Origin of the sequence: Streptomyces sp. NPDC096311, assembly GCF_044763085.1 — a bacterium.
Classification (GTDB): domain Bacteria; phylum Actinomycetota; class Actinomycetes; order Streptomycetales; family Streptomycetaceae; genus Streptomyces.
On sequence record NZ_JBIWFN010000017.1, the window covers coordinates 105,246 to 127,589 of the forward strand.

General features: G+C 70.0%; 16 protein-coding genes. 5 read left to right on the forward strand and 11 right to left on the reverse strand.

Annotation, left to right across the window (positions count from 1 at the left end):
• Position 1: 1 nt before the first annotated feature.
• The 3 genes from ACIRA5_RS36325 to ACIRA5_RS36335 form a co-directional block, all read right to left on the reverse strand.
• Positions 2-1,045 (reverse strand): LLM class flavin-dependent oxidoreductase, encoded by a 1,044-nt coding sequence (locus ACIRA5_RS36325; RefSeq protein WP_403698279.1) that lies wholly within the window; start codon positions 1,043-1,045, stop codon positions 2-4.
• Between the two features lie 37 nt (positions 1,046-1,082).
• Entirely contained in the window at positions 1,083-2,297 is a 1,215-nt protein-coding gene (locus tag ACIRA5_RS36330) for a hypothetical protein (protein WP_403698281.1), read from the reverse strand.
• Between the two features lie 71 nt (positions 2,298-2,368).
• A complete protein-coding gene (locus tag ACIRA5_RS36335) occupies positions 2,369-2,623 on the reverse strand; it encodes a hypothetical protein (protein WP_403698283.1) in 255 nt (84 codons plus the stop codon).
• 335 nt (positions 2,624-2,958) lie between these two features.
• Between ACIRA5_RS36335 and ACIRA5_RS36340 the strand changes: the two genes are divergently transcribed.
• Entirely contained in the window at positions 2,959-3,927 is a 969-nt protein-coding gene (locus ACIRA5_RS36340) for an aldo/keto reductase (protein ID WP_403698285.1), read from the forward strand.
• A 28-nt stretch (positions 3,928-3,955) separates the two neighbouring features.
• Here ACIRA5_RS36340 and ACIRA5_RS36345 read toward each other — a convergent pair whose 3' ends face one another.
• Positions 3,956-5,812, reverse strand: coding sequence for a glycoside hydrolase family 9 protein (locus ACIRA5_RS36345; protein WP_403698287.1), 1,857 nt, complete (start codon positions 5,810-5,812; stop codon positions 3,956-3,958).
• Between the two features lie 545 nt (positions 5,813-6,357).
• Between ACIRA5_RS36345 and ACIRA5_RS36350 the strand changes: the two genes are divergently transcribed.
• Complete coding sequence (locus tag ACIRA5_RS36350; protein WP_403698289.1) at positions 6,358-8,301, forward strand: ricin-type beta-trefoil lectin domain protein; 1,944 nt, start codon at positions 6,358-6,360, stop codon at positions 8,299-8,301.
• A gap of 86 nt (positions 8,302-8,387) precedes the next feature.
• On the opposite strand, the gene ACIRA5_RS36355 is transcribed toward ACIRA5_RS36350, so the two are convergent.
• The 3 genes from ACIRA5_RS36355 to ACIRA5_RS36365 form a co-directional block, all read right to left on the reverse strand.
• Positions 8,388-9,641 carry a hypothetical protein gene (locus ACIRA5_RS36355; RefSeq protein ID WP_403698291.1) on the reverse strand — a complete coding sequence of 418 codons (1,254 nt, stop codon included), beginning with the start codon at positions 9,639-9,641 and terminating at the stop codon, positions 8,388-8,390.
• Between the two features lie 216 nt (positions 9,642-9,857).
• Positions 9,858-10,577, reverse strand: a complete 720-nt coding sequence (locus ACIRA5_RS36360) for a DUF4232 domain-containing protein (RefSeq protein WP_403698292.1) — start codon at positions 10,575-10,577, stop codon at positions 9,858-9,860.
• A 225-nt stretch (positions 10,578-10,802) separates the two neighbouring features.
• Positions 10,803-12,194, reverse strand: a complete 1,392-nt coding sequence (locus ACIRA5_RS36365; RefSeq protein ID WP_403698294.1) for a serine/threonine-protein kinase — start codon at positions 12,192-12,194, stop codon at positions 10,803-10,805.
• Positions 12,195-12,774: 580 nt separating this feature from the next.
• Between ACIRA5_RS36365 and ACIRA5_RS36370 the strand changes: the two genes are divergently transcribed.
• Both ACIRA5_RS36370 and ACIRA5_RS36375 read left to right on the forward strand, forming a co-directional pair.
• Positions 12,775-13,326 (forward strand): RNA polymerase sigma factor, encoded by a 552-nt coding sequence (locus ACIRA5_RS36370; RefSeq protein ID WP_054231249.1) that lies wholly within the window; start codon positions 12,775-12,777, stop codon positions 13,324-13,326.
• A 264-nt stretch (positions 13,327-13,590) separates the two neighbouring features.
• Positions 13,591-14,529 carry a hydrolase gene (locus ACIRA5_RS36375; protein ID WP_403698296.1) on the forward strand — a complete coding sequence of 313 codons (939 nt, stop codon included), beginning with the start codon at positions 13,591-13,593 and terminating at the stop codon, positions 14,527-14,529.
• A 91-nt stretch (positions 14,530-14,620) separates the two neighbouring features.
• On the opposite strand, the gene ACIRA5_RS36380 is transcribed toward ACIRA5_RS36375, so the two are convergent.
• The 4 genes from ACIRA5_RS36380 to ACIRA5_RS36395 all read right to left on the reverse strand — a co-directional run bounded on the left by ACIRA5_RS36380 (position 14,621) and on the right by ACIRA5_RS36395 (position 21,516).
• The gene (locus ACIRA5_RS36380; protein WP_403698298.1) at positions 14,621-15,970 is read right to left on the reverse strand and encodes a jacalin-like lectin; all 1,350 of its coding nucleotides are present in this window, start codon (positions 15,968-15,970) and stop codon (positions 14,621-14,623) included.
• A 43-nt stretch (positions 15,971-16,013) separates the two neighbouring features.
• The gene (locus tag ACIRA5_RS36385) at positions 16,014-17,387 is read right to left on the reverse strand and encodes a glycoside hydrolase family 43 protein (RefSeq protein ID WP_403698300.1); all 1,374 of its coding nucleotides are present in this window, start codon (positions 17,385-17,387) and stop codon (positions 16,014-16,016) included.
• A 77-nt stretch (positions 17,388-17,464) separates the two neighbouring features.
• The gene (locus ACIRA5_RS36390) at positions 17,465-18,805 is read right to left on the reverse strand and encodes a glycoside hydrolase family 43 protein (RefSeq protein WP_403698501.1); all 1,341 of its coding nucleotides are present in this window, start codon (positions 18,803-18,805) and stop codon (positions 17,465-17,467) included.
• Positions 18,806-18,966: 161 nt separating this feature from the next.
• A complete protein-coding gene (locus tag ACIRA5_RS36395; protein WP_403698302.1) occupies positions 18,967-21,516 on the reverse strand; it encodes a beta-L-arabinofuranosidase domain-containing protein in 2,550 nt (849 codons plus the stop codon).
• 237 nt (positions 21,517-21,753) lie between these two features.
• On the opposite strand from ACIRA5_RS36395, the gene ACIRA5_RS36400 reads away from it, so the two are divergent.
• On the forward strand, positions 21,754-22,266 hold the full coding sequence (locus ACIRA5_RS36400; RefSeq protein WP_403698304.1) for a hypothetical protein: 513 nt from the start codon (positions 21,754-21,756) through the stop codon (positions 22,264-22,266).
• Positions 22,267-22,344: the final 78 nt, after the last annotated feature.

A 22,344-nucleotide genomic window follows, 5' to 3' on the forward strand; every position in this document is an offset into this window, starting at 1 on the left:
TCTAGGCCGCGGTCAGTCCCGCGACCCGGGCGAGCCTCCGGAAGGAGTCCAGCAGGGCCCCGCGGTCGTACGTACTGGTCGTGACCAGCACCTCCTGCGCGCCGGTCTCCTCGATCAGCGTCTCCAGCTCGTGCTCGACCTGTTTCTCGGTGCCCGAGATCTGCCCCGCGAGCGCCGACTCGTAGAAATGCCGCTCCTTGCCGTTCATCGGGAGATCCTCGACCCGCTCGGCGGGCGGCAGCGGCGGGAAGGTGCCGTGCGTGCGGGCGTACGCCATCGACCACGCCTCGGGGAGGAGCAACCGCATCGCCTCGTCAGGGGTCTCGGCGACCGCGACGGCGCCGGAGACGACGACGTACGGCTCCGCCGCCCACACGGAGGGGCGGAACGTCGCGCGGTAGTGGTCGATCCCGCGGCGCATCTTCTCCCGGTTCCGGATGTCGCCGATGACCAGGGGCAGGCCCGCGCGCGCCGCGATCGTGGCGCCCTCGTTCAGGGCGAGCACGAAGGGCGGCACGGTCAGCCCCTCCGAGGGGCGCGCGTGCACCCCCGCCGACGACGGGCCGTGGAACCAGCCGAGCAGCTCGTCGAGCTGCCCCGCGAAGTCGTCGGCGACGTCCTTGTCCCGCCCCAGCGCCCTGCGCACGCCGTCCGTGAAGCCGACCGAACGCCCGAGCCCCATGTCGATCCGCCCGGGGAACAGGGACTCGAGCACACCGAACTGCTCGGCCACGACCAGGGGCTGGTGGTTGGGCAGCATCACCCCGCCGGTACCGACCCGGATCGTCCGGGTGGCGGCGGCGACCGCGGCGGCCAGCACGGTGGGCGCGGACCCGGCGACCCCGGGCACACCATGGTGCTCCGAGACCCAGATCCGGTGGTATCCGAGCCCTTCCAGCTCCTGGGCCAGACGCACGGTGTCCCGCAGCGCCTCGGCGGCGTCGTGCCCCTCGCGGGTGCGTGAGCGGTCAAGGACGGAGAAACGCGTCGCTGCGAGGCGGGAGTGCCGTCCCGGTGGACCCGCGTGATCGTGTGGGTTCGGCATGACTCCTCGGATGATACGGACCTCGCCGCACCGGCGGTCACAGGGCCTCGTGCGAAATGGTCAGCAGATAGGTGCCGTAGAAGAGGGAGAAACCGGCCAGGCCGATGAGCAGGACGACGACCGTGCGCCGCTGGGCGCGGGCCAGGGAGAGGGCGAACGGCAGCAGCAGGGGGAAGGCGGGCAGCAGCAGTCGGGGTCTGCTCGTGAAGAAGTGGGCGTCGCCGAGGGCGATGACGAGGAGAATCCCCGAGTACACGAGAAGCGGCAATGGCTGTCGGTCCAGGACGCCGAGGACGAACAGCAGGACGCAGCCGAGGACGATTCCGGCGGAGAGATAGACGACCAGGGTGTCGTGCCCGACGATCAGGTGTTTGAACATGTGCGCGGTGTAGCGACCGAAGTCGAACCGGGAGCCCCACAGTCTCTGCACCCGGAAGTAACCGGTCAGGTCGTGTGTGCGCAGCCCCACCCAGGCGACGTACCCGAGCCAGCCGACGGGCGCCAGGAGGAGGGCCGCCCAGGCGCGCGGGACGGTGGGTCTCCCGTCGCGGCGGCGCTGCCAGAGGTGGACGGCGGCGGCCGTGACGACGGCGGCGGCCACGGTGAAACCGTTGGGACGGCACAGCCCGGCCAGCGCGGCCAGTGTCCCGGCGGTCAGCCAGCGGTGGGTCAGCGCCGCGTAGAGCGCCCAGGCGGCGAAGGCCGTCATGAGGGACTCGGTGTACGCCATGGTCAGCACCACGGCGTGCGGCAGCAGCGCCCACAGTGCCGCGAGCGCCAGGCCGACCCGCCGTCCGTGCAGCAGCTCGCCGACCGCGTACACGCCCCAGGCGGCCACGGCGGCGGCGATCCAGGAGATGACGAGCGCGGTGTTGACCGGGCCGATCGGCAGGACCGTGTTCAGGCCGCGGATCAGTCCGGGGAAGAGCGGGAAGAACGCCAGGTCGTTGTAGATGACCCCGTGGCCGGTTTTGGCGACGACGATCGTGCCGTAGCCGTACCGGGCGATGTGCCAGTACCAGCCGCCGTCCCATTCCAGACCGAGCACGTTGCGCGGGTGCCGGCCCAGGTGCAGTGACCAGGCGGTCACCAGGGCCACGCCCGTCAGCCGCGCGGCGGCGAACAGCCACAGTGCCGGCAGCGCCCGCTTCAGTTCGCCCCGCCATTGCCACACCTCGGGCGAGGCGGCAGACGACGCGGGCACGAACTGCCGCGTGGATCTGCCGCTCACCGTCTGGGGGCCGTCTTCCATACCGACCTCCTCGTCGCCCTGCTAGAGGGAATGGCCGGGGACGGGGTTCCACCGGTGGGAAGATCCTGACTTCATGGGACACGACGGTCCCGGCCGGCGCATTCCGGCCCGGCACGGACGGGTGATGAGGTCCCCGAGCTCACCACGAGCGGCTTGCCGGTTCCTTCGAGCGCCGCTCCGAGCGTCTCGACGGCACGCAGGTCCAGCTTGCCGCAGGCGACGTAGTCCGAGAAGTCGTGGTGGAAGGCCAGATGGATGACGCCGTCCGCCGCGGCGACACCCTCGTGCAGGCTGTCCGGATCGTCGAGGGAGCCGCGGTGATGCATTCCTCCGGCAGAACGAACAGGGGCCACCCCGGTGCGGCACCGGGGCGGTGATTCCACCCTGCGTGCGGGAGGTGCTCCGGGTCCAAGACCTGTTGCGCATCCGGCGATACGTACGAGGCATCACCACAGCTCGGACCGTGGCACACACCCATGCCGCCGCGCAGTCCACCCGCGCCCGCCGGTCGTCGTACGAACTCCTCGGCGGCACGTACTGCGCCGCGCCCCCGCGACTAAGCGAACGGCGATCGGGAATGGCATTCCCGGAGCTCTTGTCGGCGGCTCGCCGCGGCCGGGTCGGCGGGAGCCCTTCCACCCCACGGAAAGCAGGAGTGAACATGCAGTACGTGAAGCTCGGTTCCACGGGCCTGGACGTGTCCCGGATCTGCCTGGGCTGCATGAGTTTCGGGCTGCCCGACCGAGGGCCCCACGCCTGGACGCTCGACGACGAGGGTGCCCGCCCCCTGATCCGCCGCGCGCTGGACGCCGGGATCACCTTCTTCGACACGGCGAACGTGTACTCCGACGGTACGAGCGAGGAGATCGTCGGCCGCGCGCTGGCGGAGTTCGCGCGCCGCGACGAGATCGTCATCGCCACCAAGGTGAACGGTGCGATGCACGACGGCCCCAACGGGCGTGGTCTGTCCCGCAAGGCCGTCATGACGGAGATCGACAACAGCCTGCGCCGCCTGGGCACCGACTACGTGGACCTGTACCAGATCCACCGCTTCGACCCCGCCACTCCCGTCGAGGAGACGATGGAGGCCCTCCACGACGTGGTGAAGGCGGGCAAGGCCCGTTACATCGGGGCGAGTTCGATGTACGCGTGGCAGTTCTCCAAGGCCCAGTACACGGCCCGGCTGAACGGCTGGACGCGGTTCGTGTCCATGCAGAACCACTACAACCTCCTCTATCGCGAGGAGGAGCGCGAGATGCTGCCGCTCTGCGCGGACCAGGGCGTCGGCGTACTGCCCTGGAGCCCGCTCGCCCGCGGTCGGCTCACCCGTGACTGGGACGTCAGCACCGAGCGCAGCCGCACCGACGAGTACGGCAAGCGGCTCTACCAGCCGGGCGACCGCGAGATCGTCGACGCCGTCGCCCGGATCGCCGCCGAGCGTGACATCCCGCGGGCCCGGATCGCCCTCGCCTGGCTGCTGCGCCAGAGCACCGTGACCGCGCCCATCATCGGCGCCACCAAGGTGGGGCACGTCGACGACGCGGTGGCCGCCCTCGACGTGGAACTCTCGGAGAAGGAGATCGAGCAGCTGGAGGAGCCGTACACGCCTCACGCGATCAGCGGGCACTGACCCGCGGTGTGGCGGGCGGGGAGCGCGCTCAGCCGCGGCGTTGCGGAAGGCCGCCCGCGCAGTCGTCCTCGGCGGCGTAGGCGGCCAGCCATGCCAGCGGCGCGTTCCAGTTGATGGCCACCTCGTTCGTCGAGTACGAGCCGATGTCGTCGATGTAGCAGGCCTGGGGCGCGCAGCCGGGCAGGTGCTCCTGTGCGACCGGGTCCTGCAGCCCGCTGTTGGGCCCGCCCGCGAGGGAGCCCGCCGGCGGGTGCGGCAGTGCGGGGTCGTACTGGTGCGCCCAGAAGCGGTGGTGCTGGTTGTCGGAGTACCGCTCCCCGTATCCGGTCACGTACGACTGGCCCAGGGCGTTGCGGCCCAGCAGGTAGTCCATCGACTCCAGCACTCCCGCGCGGTAGCGCGGGTCCCCGGTCAGTTCCTGGGCGGCGGCCATGACGATCGCGTTGTCGGCGACCGCGCTGTTGGAGCCCCAGACGTATCCGGTGGCGGGGATCGGGACGGCGTATCCCTGCCCGACCATGATGGACAGATAGCCGTCCGCTGCTGCGGTCACCGAGGCGCGCACCCGCCGGAGGTCGGCCGCGGGCAGCCCGGTGCGTACGGTCGCCAGCGTCAGCCTGCCCAGCGCGGCGGTGTCGGCCCAGCTGAAGCCGCCGGACGTGAAGGCGTTCGCGGCGGTGTGCCAGGGCGAGGAGGTCACCGCGTCCCGGTAGGCGCGCTCGCCGGTCGTGGCGTACAACTCGGCGGCCGCCCAGTAGAACTCGTCGGTGACCTGGGTGTCGCCATAGGCCCCGCCGCCGGTGCTGTCCGCATCCGGTGCGTACATCGCCGGGTTGGCCAGCGCCGCCGTCCAGGCCTTGCGGGCGGCGGTCAGGCAACGGTTCGCGAACGCGGTGTCGTAGGGGCGGAAGACACGGGCGCACTGGGCCGCCGTCGCCGCCAGGTTGAGGGTGGCGGCGGTGGACGGCGGGTGGAGCTCCCGCGGCTGGGCGTCCTGCTCGGGCCGGGTCGGCAGCCCGGTCCAGGCGGCGTCGTGGACCTTGTGGAACGCCATTCCCGCATGCGGTCTGCCGTCCGGCACCTGCATCCGCATCAGGAAGTCGAGCTCCCAGCGCGCCTCGTCCAGGACGTCGGGGACGCCGTTGCCGCGCTCGGGAACGCGCAGCGTCGAGTCGCCGAGCGCGGACGCGGTGCCGGCTCTCTTCGCCCGTTCGAAGGAATTGACGAGCAGCCAGGTGGAAATGCCGCCGTTCACGACGTATTTGCCCTGGTCGCCCGCGTCGTACCAACCGCCCCTGACGTCCTGCGTGTAGTCACACATCCCGGACTGACAGGGCACGTTCGTGTCGCCCTGATTGGGTGCGACTCCGAGATGCCCGGCGGGCCGCGCATAGGCGGAACCCACCAGGGAGGCTTCGATCGGTATACCGCTGCGCTGGTGGTAGAAGAAGGCCAGCGCGTCGGAGCGCAGCCCGTCGTAGAGATCCGTGCGAATGTCGAAGGGGTCGCTGACCATCCCGTCGACCGTCAGGACGTAACCCGAACCGGTCCGCCCATACGAGGAGAAGTCGGCGACCTGGGTCGGTTGCCCGGACGCGGCGTCCGCGCCCCGGCCGACGGTCGGCCCCGAGGCGACCACCCTGCCCGAGGCGGTGCGCAGCCGCCAGGTGAGCGGCCCCGCGGCGGAGGTGACCACGGTCGCGCGCTTGGGACCGTCCGGCAGATAGCCGACTTGGTTGACCCGTACGGCGGTTGTCGCCGTGGCGGCGGTGGCAAGCCCCGTCGCGGCGGGGGCGGTCGCGAGGCCGCCGACGAGTAATGACCCCGCCAGCAAGGCCGCCGCCAGGTGCCTTTGGCGGCGGCGGGACAACAGGAAAGCGGACATGAGCGGCTCCCAGCGGTGAGGTGAATCCTGTGCCGCGGCCACGCACGGTGGACGACGGATAATGGGAGCGCTCCCACTAGGGAGCATTGCATGGGCATGCCAGGCCGTCAACGGGTCGGTGAAGGCCTTTCCGCTCTTCGGGGGCCTGGTCGGGGGCTTGCGTATGACCGCTTGCCGATGGTTGTAGGTGATTCCGAATTTCTTTTGTGGAGGCCTCGGCTGACGTTCGGTCAATCCGTCCGCGCGCGACGGAAAAGGGAAGGTGACGAGATCTCTTGTTTCGGCTCGGCGCCCTGTGCAAAGGTGTGCCTTGTTGGCGTGCAGACAATTCGCTTCCTTCTGTACGGGCACGGTGTGCCCGCGCGCCCCTCGCTTCAAAAGAGCTGTCGGAGAGGGCGATTGCGGTAACAACCCCCCATGGGTAGTCCCTCCGCTTCGGCGGGCTGGCTACATACCCATTGGTATGGACTAATTCCTGCGTTACCTTTGGGAGGAAAGCGGACGTGAATGACGCAGCGGTGTCTCATTCCCCCACGCCCGGTCGCTTGTTCGAGGTTTCGGATGAGCGGCTCGCGGCGGACCTGAAGAAGAGCTCGGGGAACACGCCCGCGCACCATCCCGTCGGGGAACTCCTTGACCGCCACTGGGAAGCGGTCTTCGCCTATGCGCGCCTGTGCACCAACGGTGTGCGTCCCGCCGGAATGCTCACCACGGCCGCTTTCACCCGGCTGTTCGGTGAATCGCTGCGGCAGACCGGGCCGACGGCCGCCTGGCGGCCGCAGTTGCTGGTCACCGTACGGCGTATGACCGCCGAATGGCTCGGGGACCAACGGCGGGAGATGCTTCATCCCGAATTGCTGGCCGATTCCGACAGCCGTGACCGGGTCATGGCGCGACTTCTGCCGCCGGAGAACAGGCGGCAGTTGTCCCGCGCGTTCCAGCGACTTCCCGAGCCCGCCCGCTGCCTGCTGTGGCACACCGAGGTCGAGTCCGAGCAACTCACCCTGCCCGCCGGGCTGTTGGGCATCGGCGACGACGACGCTCTGGTGGAACTGCGGCGGGCCCGGGAACGCCTGCGCGAGGGCTGCCTGGAAATCCACCGCGAACTGGCCCCGGAGGAGGAGTGCCGCCGCTTCCACCGGATGCTCGATGTGTCCCTGCGCCGCGGCGGCCTCGACCTCGACGCCGATCTGAGCAGGCACATGGGCCGGTGCCGGCACTGCCGTCACACCGCCGACCAGTTGAGCCGGTTCAACGGCGATCTCGCGCTGCCCCTGGCCGAGGCCCTGCTCGGCTGGGGTGCCGCGGCCTACCTCGACTCCCGCCCCGGGCGCGTCGACGCGATCGTGGAAGTGACGGAAGTCCCGGACACCGTCCCGGCCGCGCACAGAATCCCTCCCCTTCCCCGCCACGCGCCCCTCGTTCCGGGCGAGTCCCCGCGCCCCGCGCCGCGCAGCCGCGCTTATGGTGACTCCCGCCCGCCGACGCACAAGGCGCCCCGGCGCTCCTCCCGCCGCGCTCCGCGTCGCAACAACATCGCGCTGGCCGCGCTGACCGTGAGCGGAATGATCCTGGTCCCACTGGTCCTGTGGGTCACCCAGAACTCGGACGGTGCGCCCGGCATGGCGGACGGCACCGGACCCTCGGGGTCGCCCAGTTCGGGCCCGGTCAAGGCGCCCGGACCGAACCCGTCCTGGATAGGCACCGGCGACACCTCGAAGGGCGGCGTGCGCGGCCGGCTGCGCAACACCGAGACCGGGCTGTGCATCGGCATCGTGGGCAAGAAGCCGGTGAAGGGCGTGGAGACCGCGCTCACGCCGTGTTCCTCGGCGGCGAGCCAGGAATGGTCGTACGAGGACGACGGACTGCTGCGCGACCTGGCCGCCCCCGACCTCTGCCTCGACTCCCACCTCGGCTACTCGGTCCAGCTCGCGCCCTGCACCGGCGAGTCGCAACCGGGCACCAAGAACGTGCGCTACGACTTCACCCTCCAGGGCACGGTGGTGCCCCGCTGGAACCAGGACCTGGCCCTCACTCCCGCCTCCGCCAAGGGCGAGGCGTCCGTGGTCCTCAAGGTCCGGGCGGAGGAGTCCGACCAGCACTGGACGATGGACACCTCGTCGCCCTCGCTCCAGATGGAGGCGGTCAACTGGGACTCCGCCGGGCAGACTAGGACATCGTCGGGCCAGACCTCTCCCGAGCCGTCGAAGTCACCGTCACCGACCGTGCCCAAGTCGTCGCCCCGGCCCTCGGCCGAGCCCTCGACGCCCGCGCCCTCGTCACCCGCCCACAACTGCTCCCCGTACTCCTACTGCGCGCCTCCGGGCGGACAGTACGGCGCATCGGGGTACGGCTATGGAGATGGCTACGGGGGCTATGGCGGCTACGGCGGTTATGGCGGTTATGGCGGTTATGGATACAGCGGTTACGGGGGTTACGGCGGTTACGGCTCTTACGGACACGGCGGCGGCCAGGGCGGCCACCGCTGACCCGTCCTGAACGTCATACCTACCGCGGCCGGGCCACGCGCGCCTGGCCGCGGTCGTGTTCGTAGGGGTGGTCGGCGACGGAGTCGTCAGGAACTCGCCGTGGCCGACTGCGAGGCCGCCGTACCCAGGAACTCCGACCAGCCGCCGAGGGGCGACTGACCCGGGTTGAGGGTGCGCAGCTTGCGCAGTACGGCCGGGTCCTGGGCCTCCAGCCACTGGACGAGCTGGCGGAAGGAGACCAGGCGGACGTCGTCGTGCCCGGCGATCTGCTCGACGGCCTGCTCGACCGCGTCCATGTATATCCCCCCGTTCCAGCGTTCGAAGTGGTTGCCGATGAAGAAGGGGGCGCGGTTGCTCTCGTAGGCGCGGCGGAAGCCGGCGAGGTAGCTGTCGCGGGCCTGGGCGCGCCAGGCGTCGTACATGGACTTGTCCCCGAGCGGGTTGGCGTGGGACTGGTTGGCCATCAGGTTGTAGTCCATCGACAGGACCTGGAAGGAGTGGCCGGGGAAGGGTATGGACTGCAGCGGGAAGTCCCAGATCCTGCCGCCCTGGACCTTGCCGGGCCACATCTGCAGGCCGCCGGGGCTGCTGGCGTCGTACTTCCAGCCGAGGGCGGCGGCGGTCGGCAGCAGGTTGGACTGGCCCTCCAGACACGGGGCCCGGCCGCCGATCAGCTCCTTCTCGTAGTCGAAGGGGAACGGTTCGAGGTCGGTGAAGCCGGTGTTGGTCTTCCACCCGGTGACGAACTTCTTCGCCTGCGCGATCTCGCTGCGCCACTCGGCGGGGGACCAGCGGCGCACCCCGTCCGCGCCGCAGAAGTGGCCGTTGAAGTGGGTGCCGATCTCGTGGCCCTCCAGCCAGGCGGACCGGATCTGCTGGATCGTGGAGTGGATGTGCCGGTCGGAGAGGTAGCCGATCGCGGAGGCGCCCACGGGGTGCTGCGGCGGGCTGTAGAGGTGCTTCTTCGACTCGGGCAGTGTGTAGATGCCGCTGAGGAAGAACGTCATCGAGGCGCCGTGGTCGGCGGCGACCTTGCGGAAGCGGGAGAACAGCTTGTTGCTGAGCTCGCCCGCACCGTCCCAGGAGAAGACCACGAACTGCGGCGGGCGCTCGCCCGGCTTCAGCCGTTCGGCCTTCGGCTGCTTGGGCTGGGCCCCGGTGTCGGCGGTGGAGCCGTCGCCGATCAGCTTCGGCTTGGGGGACTTGCCGCTCGTGTCCCCCTTGGCGCTGCTGCCCACGGACCAGTCGTTCGCCGAGCAGGCGGTGAGCGCGCCCAGGCCGCCCAGCGCGCCCGCCGACGCCGTCGCGGTCAGCAGACGCCTGCGTGAGATGCCGGTCATGATGAACCCCCGAAGTTTCTCGATCCGGCTCCCGCCCACGGGCGGGAGCTTCCGCTCCTGTGACGCGCCGCTCTGCGGGGTGCGTCAAACGGTGTGATGCGTGGATGGTCGGGAAAGGTCGCCGGCATCGGCACGTGTTGCTGTTCCGTGACAAACCCCGCCGGTCCGCGGGGCGGACGGCGGGGCCGGGAGCGGGGTCGGTGACGCCGGCCGGGGTCAGGCGCCGTTGCCGGCGCGGACGACGGTCAGGGACACGGAAGAGGCGTTCCCCGACACGGGTACCGCGCCCCCCTTCCACGCCACCTTGAGCGGATCCCGCTCGTCGGGCGGGGTGACGACCAGCGTGGCGGGCGTCGCCGTCTTCGCGCCGCTGATCTCCGGGTTGGAGAACGTCAGGCCCGCCCACGCGCTCCGCCCCGGCACCAGCGTCACCGTCGTCGGCGTATCGGCGGAGCGCTTCGGGTCGGGCCCGAGCTGCTTGCCCGACGCGTCGACGAACGCCGCCCCGGGGAAGCCGCGCACGGTGCAGGTGCGATGGGAGGTGTTGGTGAGGACGACGGGGAAGTTCTCCTGACCGGCGCCCGGATTGTTGGCGCCGACCGTCGCGCGCAGCTCCGAGGTGTGGCATCGGGTACCGCCCGACGAGCCGCTCCCGGTCGAGGACGAGTTCGAGCTCGACGACGAGTTCGACGCCGCTGCCGAGGGTGTGCGGGAATTGGTCGGGTCGGCGCCCGTACCGGTGGTGTCCGTGGTCTTGTCGCCGGAGGCCGGCTCGGCCGTGCCGGAGAGCTTCTGCGGAGGACTGGCGGCGCCGTGGTCGGTGCCGCAGGCCGTGAGCAGGCCGAGCAGCGCGACACCCGCGACCAGCGCTGCCCTGTGGGTGGGGGAGGACGGACGGCGGACGGGAACCGCGTCGCCGGGCCGGAAGGTCGCCATGTCAACACTCCTTGGAATTCACCGCACGCGTCCTGACTCGGCGTGCGAACGGCGCTCTGTGCTCCGTCACCAGTGTCCGATGCTCGGGCACGCGAAAAAGTTCGCGGACCGGCCACGCGATGTCCGCGGATCCCGGAACGGGGACCGTGATCCGGGCCTCGCGGGCCTCGGTGCCGCTCGTCGGCCTCCCGCTCGTCAGCCTCCGGCTCGTCGGCTTCCCGCTCGTCAGTCTCCGGCCCGTAGGGAGCCGAGTACGCGGTCGGTCGTCGCGGTGCTGCCGGCGGCCTGGCGGATCTGGACGTACAGCTGTGGCTGCTGGTTCCCGCCCGCCGAGGTGAGCCCCGCCTCCGTGAGTGAGCCATGGCTGCCCGGACAGGCGTTCCAGGTGCGGATCAGCCCGTGCCAGCGCGTGCCCGAATAGGTGCGGCTGCCCTCGTAGTGGCAGTCGGTGTGGGCGATCGCCCCGACCCTGCCGCGCACGTCGCCGTGTTCGCTCAGGCCGACGAACACCCCGTCCACGCCCGAGCGCAGGTTCTGCCACTTCGCCAGGTCGTCCGCGACGGCGAGACCCGGTTCGTGCGTGTCCGACAGGCCCACGGTCCGCGGATTCCACCCGGAGTCGCGCAGTTGGCGGCCCCACCCGCCCGGAACCTCGACCGAGACCTGTCCGGAGGCGTCCTCGACCGTCATGGACGGGGCGTCGGACCGGCGGGTCACGTACGCGGTGGTCGCACCGGCCGCGCCGATCACGACCGCGGCGGCCACGGCCACCAGCACGGTCCGCCGACGGCGCCGGGGCAGACGGACCGCCCCCATCGACACCTGTTCGGCCAGCCGTTCCAACTCCACGGCCAGGCTCAGCGCCGTGGGCCAGCGCCGCTCGCGGTCGGGTTCCATGGCGCGCAGCAGCGCCCGCTGCACGTCCGGGGCCAGATCCGTACGCAGCCGCTCGGGTCGTACGACCTTGCCGGGCGGCCCGGGGACCGACCCTGTGACCAGGTGGTAGCCCAGGGCTCCGAGGCTGTACACATCGGCCCGCGCGTCGATACCCGAACCGGGCTGGGCCTGCTCGGGCGGGGTGTAGCCCGCGGAACCGGCCGCCATCGTCAGTCCGGAGGCCTGCGCCAGGCTCTTGGCGAGCCCGAGGTCGGCGAGCAGGACACGGTCGGCGCCGCCGGAGGAGGTGCGCAGCAGTACGTTGGACGGCTTGATGTCGCGGTGCACGATCCCGGCCTCGTGCAGCGCGGCCGCGGCCCGTGCCGCGAGGGCTGTCAGGCGCAGTGCCTCGGCGATGGGCAGCGGAGCGGCCTCGAGCCGGTCGTCGAGGGTGCCTCCGTCGGCGTACTCCATGACGAAGTAGGGTCTGCCGTCGGGTAGTTCACCGATGTCGTAGACCTGGACGACCCGGTTCGAGTCGGCCTTGCGCAGCAGCCGGGCCTCGGCGAGGAAACGTTCGCGGACGTCGAGATGGTCGGCCCAGTTGTCGGACAGTACCTTCAGGGCGACGACGGCCTCGAGCACCTCGTCGTGGGCCAGCCACACCACACCGAAGCCACCCGCGCCAAGACGCCGGTCCAGACGGTAGCGACCGATCCGATCGAGGGGATCCCTCAGCATGGACAACCCGCCGCAAAGCCCGTGAGCCGGTGGGTTCGACCACGGTCGAGAGGGCCTGGCATCTGTTCACCAGCGGGCATTTGCTCTCCAGGGCGGGGCGGATGCCACGAGCGCGGCGCTGTGGCCGCTGTCCCTAGAGGGGTTGCTGCTCCTGGCAACGGTCGGGCTCTTGAAGCCTACCGGTCACGTCAGCGGCCGAGCACGCGGGACGGGGGGAGGACCGGAGAGGCATGGTAAGGCCAATTTCTTCTTGGTGGGTGTTCTGTTGGGGGTCGCGTTCTCGCGGTCCTGTCGAGACTGTGTGTCGTCGCGGAGGACGCACCGGCGGGCGGGCGAGGCCGGCCGGCGGTGAGCGCGTCCTCGATCTGGAGGGGCGGGTACCCACGGGCCGTACTGAGACAGGCTCGCACCCCCCTCCCCGGCGGAACCGGGGAGGGGCGTGGCCTCCGGGCTGGCCGATGGAGCGGGACTCCGATGGAGCAGGACGGAGAGAGCCCCAGCCCACTGGGGCGCGCCGAACGACGTCGAGTGCGTGCAACTATGGTGCCTGGCCTCTGATCGACACCGAGGGGAGCACCCAGTGCAGGACGCGGCGGCGACCGAGGAGCTCGCGCTGCGCGCGGCCTCGGGTGATCCGGCAGCCCTTGACCTGCTGCTCCAGGGGATTCGGCCGGAGGTCGTGCGGCGCTGCGGGCGCTTCCTGCCCTGCCGCGAGGACGCCGAGGAGGCCGCGCAGGACGTCCTCCTCCAGGTGGCGCGGAAGATCACCTCATTCGAGGGGCGCAGCCGGTTCAGCACCTGGCTCTATACGGTCGTCGCCAACTGCGCCCGTCAGAAATACCGCGAGCTGAAGCGGCGGGCCGCCGAGCAGCCGGACGTCATCGACGCCTCGCAGCACGTCGACCCACGCACCACGAGCGTGATCGCCGGGTCCCGCATCGACCTCCTGGAGGCGTTGGAGCGCCTGGAGCGCGAACACCCGCATCTGGTCGCGCCGTTGGTCTACCGGGACATCTGCCAGCTGGAGTACGCCGAGGTCGCCGAGCGTGTCGGCATTCCGCTCGGCACGCTCAAGTCCCGGCTGCACGAGGCGCGCAGGCAGGTCAGGCCCTGGCTGGTCGACGCGTCCTGACGGATCGGCGGCCATCTGTGGCGGCCGACCACCGCACGAGCGGCCGACCACCGCGCGAGCCGTCAACTGGCCTGAATCCCCTGCCGGTTGTGGCGCAAGGTAAGAGGTTGATGATAAGTCGCGGCAGGGTCTGCCGACGACCTTGATCATGTCGGTACTGTCCACCGTTGTGTCGAACGGCAGCCGTTCAACGGCCGTTCTACGCGCGCAGATCGGCGCCCCGCACCGCCTCTTCCCCCGCCCCCACCCATGGAGGAATGCCGGATGCTCACCCCCACCAGGCCCCGCCACAGACTCGCCGTCGCGCTCACCGCGCTCGGCGTGCTGCTCACGGGAGCCGCGCTCCAGACGGCCACTGCCGCCCCCGCACACGCGGCCACCACCCATCGCGTCCTGTTCGACAACGGCCACGCCGAGACGGCGGGCAACGCCGACTGGATCATCTCCACCAGCCAGCCGAACCCGCTGAGCGAGGACTCCTCGCCGTCCTCCGAGACCGACTGGACCGGCGCGCTCTCCTCGTGGGGCGTGGCCCTGCAGAAGACCGGCGACTACGGCCTGGACACGCTGCCTTCGGGCTCCAAGCTGACGTACGGCGGTACCTCGGCCACCGACCTGTCGAACTTCGACACGCTGGTGCTGCCCGAGCCCAACACGCTCTTCACCACGGCCGAGAAGACCGCGATCATGACGTTCGTGAAGAACGGCGGCGGTCTGTTCATGATCTCCGACCACACCGGGGCCGACCGCAACAACGACGGCTACGACGCGGTGAAGATCCTCAACGACCTGATGACCAACAACAGCGTCGACTCCACCGACCCGTTCGGCTTCTCCATCGACTCGCTGAACATCAGCTCGGGCTACCCCGCGGCGATCAGCGACAGCACCAACGCCGTCCTGCACGGCTCGTTCGGCACCGTCACCAAGAGCCTCATCGCCAACGGTACGACGGCCACGCTGAAGCCCGCCGACAACTCGGCGGTCAAGGGCCTGCTGTACCGCTCCGGTTACTCGGGCAACACCGGGGCCTTCTTCGCCACCAGTACCTTCGGTAGCGGCAAGGTCGCTTTCTGGGGCGACAGTTCGCCGATCGACGACGGAACCGGCCAGTCCGGCAACACGCTGTACGACGGCTGGAACGACACCGGCGCCACCAACGCCGCCCTCGCCCTGAACGCCACCGAGTGGCTTTCCTCGTGAGTGAGCCGAGCCTCGCGACCAGCAAGTGAGCAAGTGAGCCCGTGGCCCCTGGTGTGCGCACACCAGGGGCCACGGGCTCGGTCGTGTCCGGTCAGCGCTGGGTGTAGATGAAGCCGATCTTGTCGACCTCGTCGCCCGTGCGGCCGTGGAACCCGGCGATCTGCCAGCCCGACGGCGCCGTGCGGGTCACGCAGTCCGAGGTCGTCGTACCGCCGGCCAGGCTGTTGCCGAGGTTGGTGGTGAACTTGGCGGAGAAGACCCGGGTGTTGCCGTCCTTCACGCCCTGGCACAGCTGCGCCGAGGTGACGTACTCGCCGCTGCCGAGTGTGAGCGACGACGCGGTGCCGCCCGTGCCGCCGTGGGCCAGCGTCGTGCCATTGCTCAGCGTCAGGCCCATCTGGTCGACGCGCGAGCCGCTGCGCAGGGTGAGGGCGGTCGCCCTGGCCCCGGCCGGCACGCTGTCGATGTCGTTGAAGTAGTCGCCGTGCGGGCCGCCGAACTGGTCGCTCAGCTGGAAGGCGGTGTTGCGCGACCAGGCGAACTTGGCGGTGATCGGGTCGTGGTCGGAGAGCATCAGCCCGTCCGAGGTCAGGAAGCTCGCGTGCTCGTTGTTGTAGCTCGTGGCGTTGAGCGTGACCAGCTTGCTGCCGCGGTACAGGATCTTGTCGACGACCTCGCAGGTGTTGGGCACGGTGGCGCCGGTCTGGTCGCAGACCAGCGCGTCGCTGCCCTTGGCGGGCGGGGTGCCGCCCCGGATGAGCTTGACCCAGGCGTCGGTCAGGCCGTTGGCCGCGCCGAACTCGGCGATCGTGTCGCCGGTGCGCGTGTAACGGGTGTTGGTGTCACCCATGACGACCACGGCGTTGCCCTTGGAGTGGCTCTGGATGAAGGCCGTGAGCTGGTTGAGGTTGTCCGCCCGCGAGGCCAGGTCGCCGTCGTTTGTGCCCGCGTTGGTGTGCAGGTTGTAGAAGTCGACGTAGACGCCCTCCGCCAGCCGCTCCCGCATGAACGTGAAGCCCTTGGGGGTCAGGCAGTCGCCCGAGTCGATCTGGCAGGAGTTCCAGTGCACACGCTCGAAGTCGTCGGTGTCGTAGGAGATCTTCGACAGGGTGTTGAGCCCGCTGCCGATCCCGGCGCCACCGCTGGTGGGCGTGCGGTAGACGTGCGTGGTGTCGCCCGCGTAGAGATAGGCGTGGTAGTTGAAGTCCTCCTCCACGTGGACGATGTCGTACGGGCCGAGCCGCTGGCCTATCGCCGTGGTGCTGGTGTCGCGCGGGGTCGAGGCGCTGGAGAGGCTCTCGGGGAGTCCGGCGACGTTGTAGCTGAGCACGTTGAAGGTGCCCGAGTCGGCGGCCGCCGCGGCGGGCGCGGTCGCCGTGAGTCCGCCGAGGGCCGCGGCTGCCGCGGCCAGGGTGGCGAGGACTCTTCGGAGAGGTGACATGGGGGTGTCTCCTGGGAGCTGGGTGCTGAGGGATGACGGGGCGTCAGTAGCCGACCGAGAACGTGGCGTCGGCCTTTTCGGTGCTGGTGGAGATGGGATCGATGCGCAGGACGTAGTTTGCGTGGCGGATGTGACGGTCCGGATAGTTGAAGGAGCGGAAAGATGACCAGGAGGTGTCGGCCAGGCCCGCGGTCCGGTAGAACGTGGCGTCCTGCGCGAACGTCGTCGTGCTGTCGTTGACGTCCAGTTGCAGCTGGTAGTTGTAGTGCCTCAGATAGCGCGTGGGATAGCTGACGGACTGGAAGGACACCCCGGAGCTGTCGGCGAGCCCCGGCACGAGCTTCCACTCCGCGTCGGTGTACGGGTCGAACGGGTAGGCGTCGATCCGGCCGACGTAGTTGGCGTGGCGGACGTAACGGTCCGGGTAGTTGTAGGACTTGATGCGGTTCCAGCCCGGCTTGCCGTACGCCGCCACGAGGTTGTCGTACTCGGTGGTGGTGATCGGCTGGATCGTGCCGTGCTTGGAGTTGACCGGCTGGGTGTAGAGCCGCTGGTCGACCGCGGTCCAGGTGCCCGTGGCCAGGTCGCCGGTCTGCCAGGCGTAGAAGACACCGTTGGGGGTGTAGGTGTCTCCCCAGAGGTACCAGGTGCTCGACGTCTGGGACTTCACGAGGATCGGGGCCTCGGTGCCGCCGTGCGCGACGGGTGTGCTGAACACGGTGAAGCTGCCCGGGTCCAGGGAGGTCGACTTGGCGCCGACCAGCGTCTGGTCCTTCTTGAAGTACAGGTAGTTGACCCCGCCGACGCCCACGGCCAGGTCGCCGTCGATGATGTCGTAGCCGGGGTCGAAGAAGACCTGCGCCGTCGACGCGGTCACGAAGTCGGTGGTGTAGTTCACCATGATGACGTTGTGGCCCGTGGAGTTGACGGCCGAGTAGATGATCCCGTACTGGCCGCGTCCCGCGTCCCAATACGCCTCCGGAGCCCAGCTGTGAGTGGCCATGTCGTGCAGCTTCAGCCGCCGGTAGCCGGTGAAGGAGCGCAGGTCGGCGGAGTCCCAGACATGAATGTACTGGCTCTGCAGGCTCCAGTCGGTGCCCTTGAGGTCGGTGGCGAGCACGACGAACGTGCCGTCCTGCTTGCGCAGGATGAACGGGTCGCGCAGGCCGCCGGTGCCCCCGGTCGGGGTCACGACCGGGTTGTTCTGGTTCAGCGGCATCCACTGGAGCGAGTCGGTGCTGACGGCGAGGTGGAGGCCGTAGTCGTCACCGAGGCCGTTCGGGGACTCGGTGAAGTAGCCCATCACGTACGCGGACCCGGTCGCGGCGCGGGCGGACGGGGCGCCGACCGCGAAGGAGGCGGTGAGGGCGGCCATCGCCCCCAGTACGGTGCGGCGGGACGGCTGAAGGGGGCTCATCAGGTTCATCTCCCTCTCTTCCTCGGCTGTGGATGTGGATATGGCTGTGGATGCTGATGAGGCTGCGGCTGCGGCGCTCATGCCCAGGCCGTCCCGGGTACGAAGGAGCTGTCCTGGCGGAAGAGGTCGGTGCCGTCCGACACGTCCACACGGAGCTGGTAGTTGTAGTGGCGCAGGTAGTAGCCCGGGTAGTTGTACGACTCGAAGCGGACGGCGCCGTCGGGGGTGCCGGTGCGCAGGACGAACGTGGCGTCCTTGGCGAACGTCGACGTACCGTCGGCCGCGTCGAACCGGGCCCGGAAGTCCCAGTGGCGCAGGTAGTTGCCGGCCGCGTCCCGGAAGGAGTAGGCGTTCGCGTCGGCGAGGCCCGGCACCACGGTGAAGGCGGACGCCTGCTTCTCGGCGGTGGTGCTGGAGCTGCTGACCACGGGCAGGTTGAGCAGCGCGGACTGCTCCTGCCAGTAGCGGGTGGAGTAGTTGCCCGACCGGAAGGAACGGGTCACGCCCGTGGCCAGGTCGACACCGCCGGACACCGTCTCCTTGATCACGGTGAAGTGGCGGGCCGTTCCGGAGATGCCCGGCAGCTTCTTCGGGGCGGTCCAGGTCGCGAAGGTGTCGTAGCTGTCGCTGTAGTAGTAACTGCCGTCGCCGTAGCCGTCGAAGAAGATCCGCCAGGCGCCGTTGTCGAGCTGGATCACCGAGGGGCCCTCACGGGTGCCGCCCCAGCCGGCCCAGTCGCCGGTGCGGCTGATGGTGTACGGCCCGGTCAGGCTGGAGGCGGTGGCGTACTCGATGTACTTCGTCGTCTCGTTCTTCGGGAACGCGTGGTAGGTGGAGCCGATCTTCACGATGAACGTGTCGATGTGGTTGGCGCCGATGCCGGACAGAGGCACGGGTGAACTCCAGGCGGTGAGCGCGGAGTTGGCGGCCTTCATCACATACGGCGTGAAGGTCCACTCGTCGTCGGTGGTCGAGCACGACACGATGACGTTCACGCTGCCGTCGCTGTCGACGAACCACTCGGGCGCCCAGGCGCGGGACAGACCGGTGATCGGGACCGTGTAGTCGTACAGGAAGGTCCAGTTGGCCCGGTCGGAGCTGCGGGCGAAGCCGATGGTGGTGCTGACGTCCTGCCAGGTGTGTGTGGTGTAGGTGATGTAGTAGTAGCCGTCGGTGTGCTTGAACACGCTGGCGTCGCGGATGCGATTGCTGGGCGGGGTGTAGGCGGAGGACTTGACGAGCCGGAAGTCGGTGGCGTCGTCCGACTGGTACACGTTCACGGTGCCGTCGTCGCTGTTGAGGAACGGGACGATGGTGTAGCGGGTGGCCGAGCCGTGGGCGGGGGCTGCCGCGGCGGCCGAGCCGAGCAGGCCGGGCAGTTCGCCCAGCACGAGTGCGGTCGCGGGTATCGCGACCATCGCGCGCAGCAGACTGCGGCGGGACGGGTCGAGCGGCGTCGAGGACGCGTTCCGGTCGGGGGTGATCACTTTTGCGGCTCTCCTTGTTTCTGTTGATCCGGGTGAGGGCGCGGCGGCTCCGCGTCCTCACCCGTCCTGCGCACACGTCGAGGCGGCGTCGCCTAGGCCTGGGCCAGGGCGGCGACTTCCTCGGCCGTGAGGGTCTTGCCGTACACACGGAAGTCGTCGACCGCACCCCTGAAGAAGGGGTCGGCGTACTGCGACCGGCCGAGGTACCCGGCACGGATGTGGTTGCCGAAGTAGCGTGGGTCCACCGTGACCTGGGCGTTGCGCCCGGCCTCCTGCCCGTCCACGTACAGGACGGCGGTCCCGGCGCCGTACGTCACCGCCACATGCACCCAGCGGTCGGTGGGCAGCGGCGCGGCGTCGATGCGTTGCTCGGCGCCCGCGCCCCCGGCGGTGATGGCGTAGCGGAGGGTGCCGTCTCCGCTGAGCGGGGTGAGGAACATGTTGGCCGTGACGCCGGTGCCGAGATCGAACACCCGGCTCCAGACGCTGGGTTGGCCGTCCAGCCGCACCCAGGTGGCCAGTGTGTAGACGGCGGCGCCCGCGAGGAGGTCGTCGGCCAGGCGTACGTACCCGTCCACGCCGTCGAACGCCACCGCTCCACCGTCGGCGCCGGCCGTCGTCCAGGTGGCACCGCCGACGAGCTGGGCCGACTTCCCGTTCCCCGTGGCGTCGGCGGCCGAGCTCCCGGAGGTCTCGTCGAAACGGTGCCAGGCGGCGAACTCCGGCGGCGGGGGCGGCGGTGCACCGGTCTGCCAGTACACGGAGTAGTGCTGGTGGTGCACCCGGGAGATCGGCAGCAGTGAGACGTCCTCGCCGTCGGCGCGGGCAGTGAACCGCAGCGGCTCCTGCGACTCCTGCCGCAGGGATCCGGTGTCCAGGCGCGGCAGCCACGGCGTCGCCCGGTCCCCGTACGCCCCGGCCAGGACCACCGGGCCGTGCAGTACCGCCTGTACGTCGCGGTCGTCGGGCGTGGGCTCGATGACCGTGCGCATGGGCAGCGACACCTCGACCCGGTCCCCGGCGCGCCACTCCCGGTCGAGGGTCAGCCAGCTGCCGGGCTCCGGACGGTCGGGCAGGGCGCGGCCGTTGAGCGTCGCGCGGGCGTCCGCGGCCCAGGACGGGATGCGGACGAGCAACTGATGCGCGGCCCGTCCGGCGGTGACGGTCAGCAGGGTCGACGACCGGTCGGGGAAGGAGGTGGTCTGCCGCCAAGTGATGTTCCGTTCCCGCCAGTTGACCTGCGACGGTATGAAAAGGTTCACCAGCAGCCGGTGCCGGTCGTGCGAGTAGACCGTGTCGGCGAACTTCGCCTGCGTCTCCATGCCGGTGCCGTGGTCGCAGGAGAAGTTGTCGTAGTCGGTCGAGTACGCGTCCGGGTCGGTGCCCATGAAGGACGGCTGCTGCTTGACGGCGCCGGGGCCCAGGCCCGTGTAGTAGATGTTGAAGCCGTGCGTCGAGTCAGGGTCCTGCTCACCGAGCATCTGGTTGAACAGGGTGCGCTCGTAGTAGTCGAGCAGATCGGTGCGCCGGGGTGTGCGGAAGTGCAGCAGGCGGGTCAGCTTCAGCATGTTGTAGCTGTTGCAGTTCTCGCAGGTGTTGTTGGACAACTGGCCCGCGATGACGTCCGGTTCGTGAAAGCCCTCGCCGTTGCTGTTCCCGCCGATCACGTAGGTGTGGTGGGCGGTGACGATCTGCCAGAAGTTCTCGGCGATCGTGCGGTAGCGGTCGGGCAGACCTTCCTCCCACAGGCGCAGGGCGCCGACCATCTTGGGGATCTGGGTGTTGGCGTGCAGCCCCGCGAGCTTGTCCTCGTTCCTGGCCAGCGGGTCGAAGACGCGGGCGTGCGTGAAGCGTTCGGCGACGGCCAGCCACTTGGCGTCGCCGGTGAGCGCGTGCAGATCGGCGAGCACGTCGTTCATGCCGCCGAACTCCGTCTCCAGCACCCGCTGCATCTGCTCGTACGACAACGGCTCGGTGCGCCGGTCGACCCACTCGGCCTGGCGCAGCGCGACGTCGAGGGCCTGTCCGCTGCCGGTCAGCCGGTGCTGTTCGACCAGTCCGGCCATGATCTTGTGGATGGTGTAGTACGGCGCCCATACACCGGTCCCGGATTCGAGGCGGTCGAAGAAGTTCTCCGGGAACGCGGACAGATAGCCCGCGCCGAAGCCGGCGGCGGGGGAGGCGGCCTGGCACTCGGCGAGCGCCGCGACGAGCCGGTGACCCTTGTCGCGCAGGGCCCGCTCCCCGGTGTTGGCGTAGGCGAGGGCGAGCCCGGAGAGCAGATGGCCGGTCGAATGGCCGCGCAGCTCGACGCTCGGGCCCTCCCAGCCGCCGCACGGCCGAGCGGTGCTGGGCAGGCCGACGTTCGTACGGAAGGTGTGGAGCAGCCGGTCGATGTCCACGAAGCGCAGATAGGCGGAGTTGCGCTGCTGGTTGGCCCGGAAGGCGCTGTCCAGGAGGGTCACCGAGCCGAGGGGGAACGGCTCGACGGGTGTGGTGGCGTCGTGGGCGACCGGGGCGCCCGAGGTGTGGGTCCCGGTCGAGGCGCGGGCGGTGCCGCCGCCGGCCGCGGCCAGGGTCAGGGCGGCCGTGGACGTGCCGGTGACGGCGAGGAAGTGACGTCTGGCGAGTGGGGGGTTCACAACGACCTCCGCATGCCGGAGAACCGGGCGGTGGTGTCCCTTCACCGCCCCGCTCTCGTTCGAAATACCGAATGTTGTGCGACATGCTGTGCAACATGCAGTGCGAGGCATCACGGTAAGGGCTTGCTGGGTGATGTGAATAGTGCTTGTGGTGAAGGAAGTTGGCGCGAAGGAGCCACAGGTTCACAGGGGCGGGCGGAGGCTGTGGTGTGCCGGGTGTCGGCGGCCCTGTTTAGGGTGGTCCGCGTGACGGAGAAGACCAGGGAGAAGACCAGCAGACCGCTCGCCGTGTTCGACCTCGACGGCACGCTCGCGGACAGCGCGCACCGGCAGCGGTTTCTGGAGCGCAAGCCGCGGGACTGGGACGCGTTCTTCGCGGCCGCGCCGCAGGATCCGCCGCTCGCGGAGGGGGTGGCCCTGGCGTTGCGCAGCACGGAGGAGTGCGAGGTGGTCTATCTGACCGGCCGTCCCGAGCGCTGCCGCCGTGACACCGTCGAGTGGCTTGCCGCGCAGGGACTGCCCGAGGGACGCGTCTGGATGCGACGCAACGACGACCGCAGGCCCGCCCGCCACACCAAACTGGACGTCCTGCGCCGGCTCGCGCGCGAGCGCGAGATCCACGTCCTGGTCGACGACGACGAACTCGTCTGCGACGAGGCGGAACGGTCCGGCTTCAGGGTCGTCCGGGCCCGCTGGGCCACGGCGTCCGCGGCGCTGAAGGACGCGCAGGAGCGGGAGGGACGGACCTAGGGGTCCGTCGGGGGAATCGAGGGGGCGCTCAGAAGCTGCCCCACGGTGGGCGGGCGGAGCGGGGTGGAGTGGGCCGGG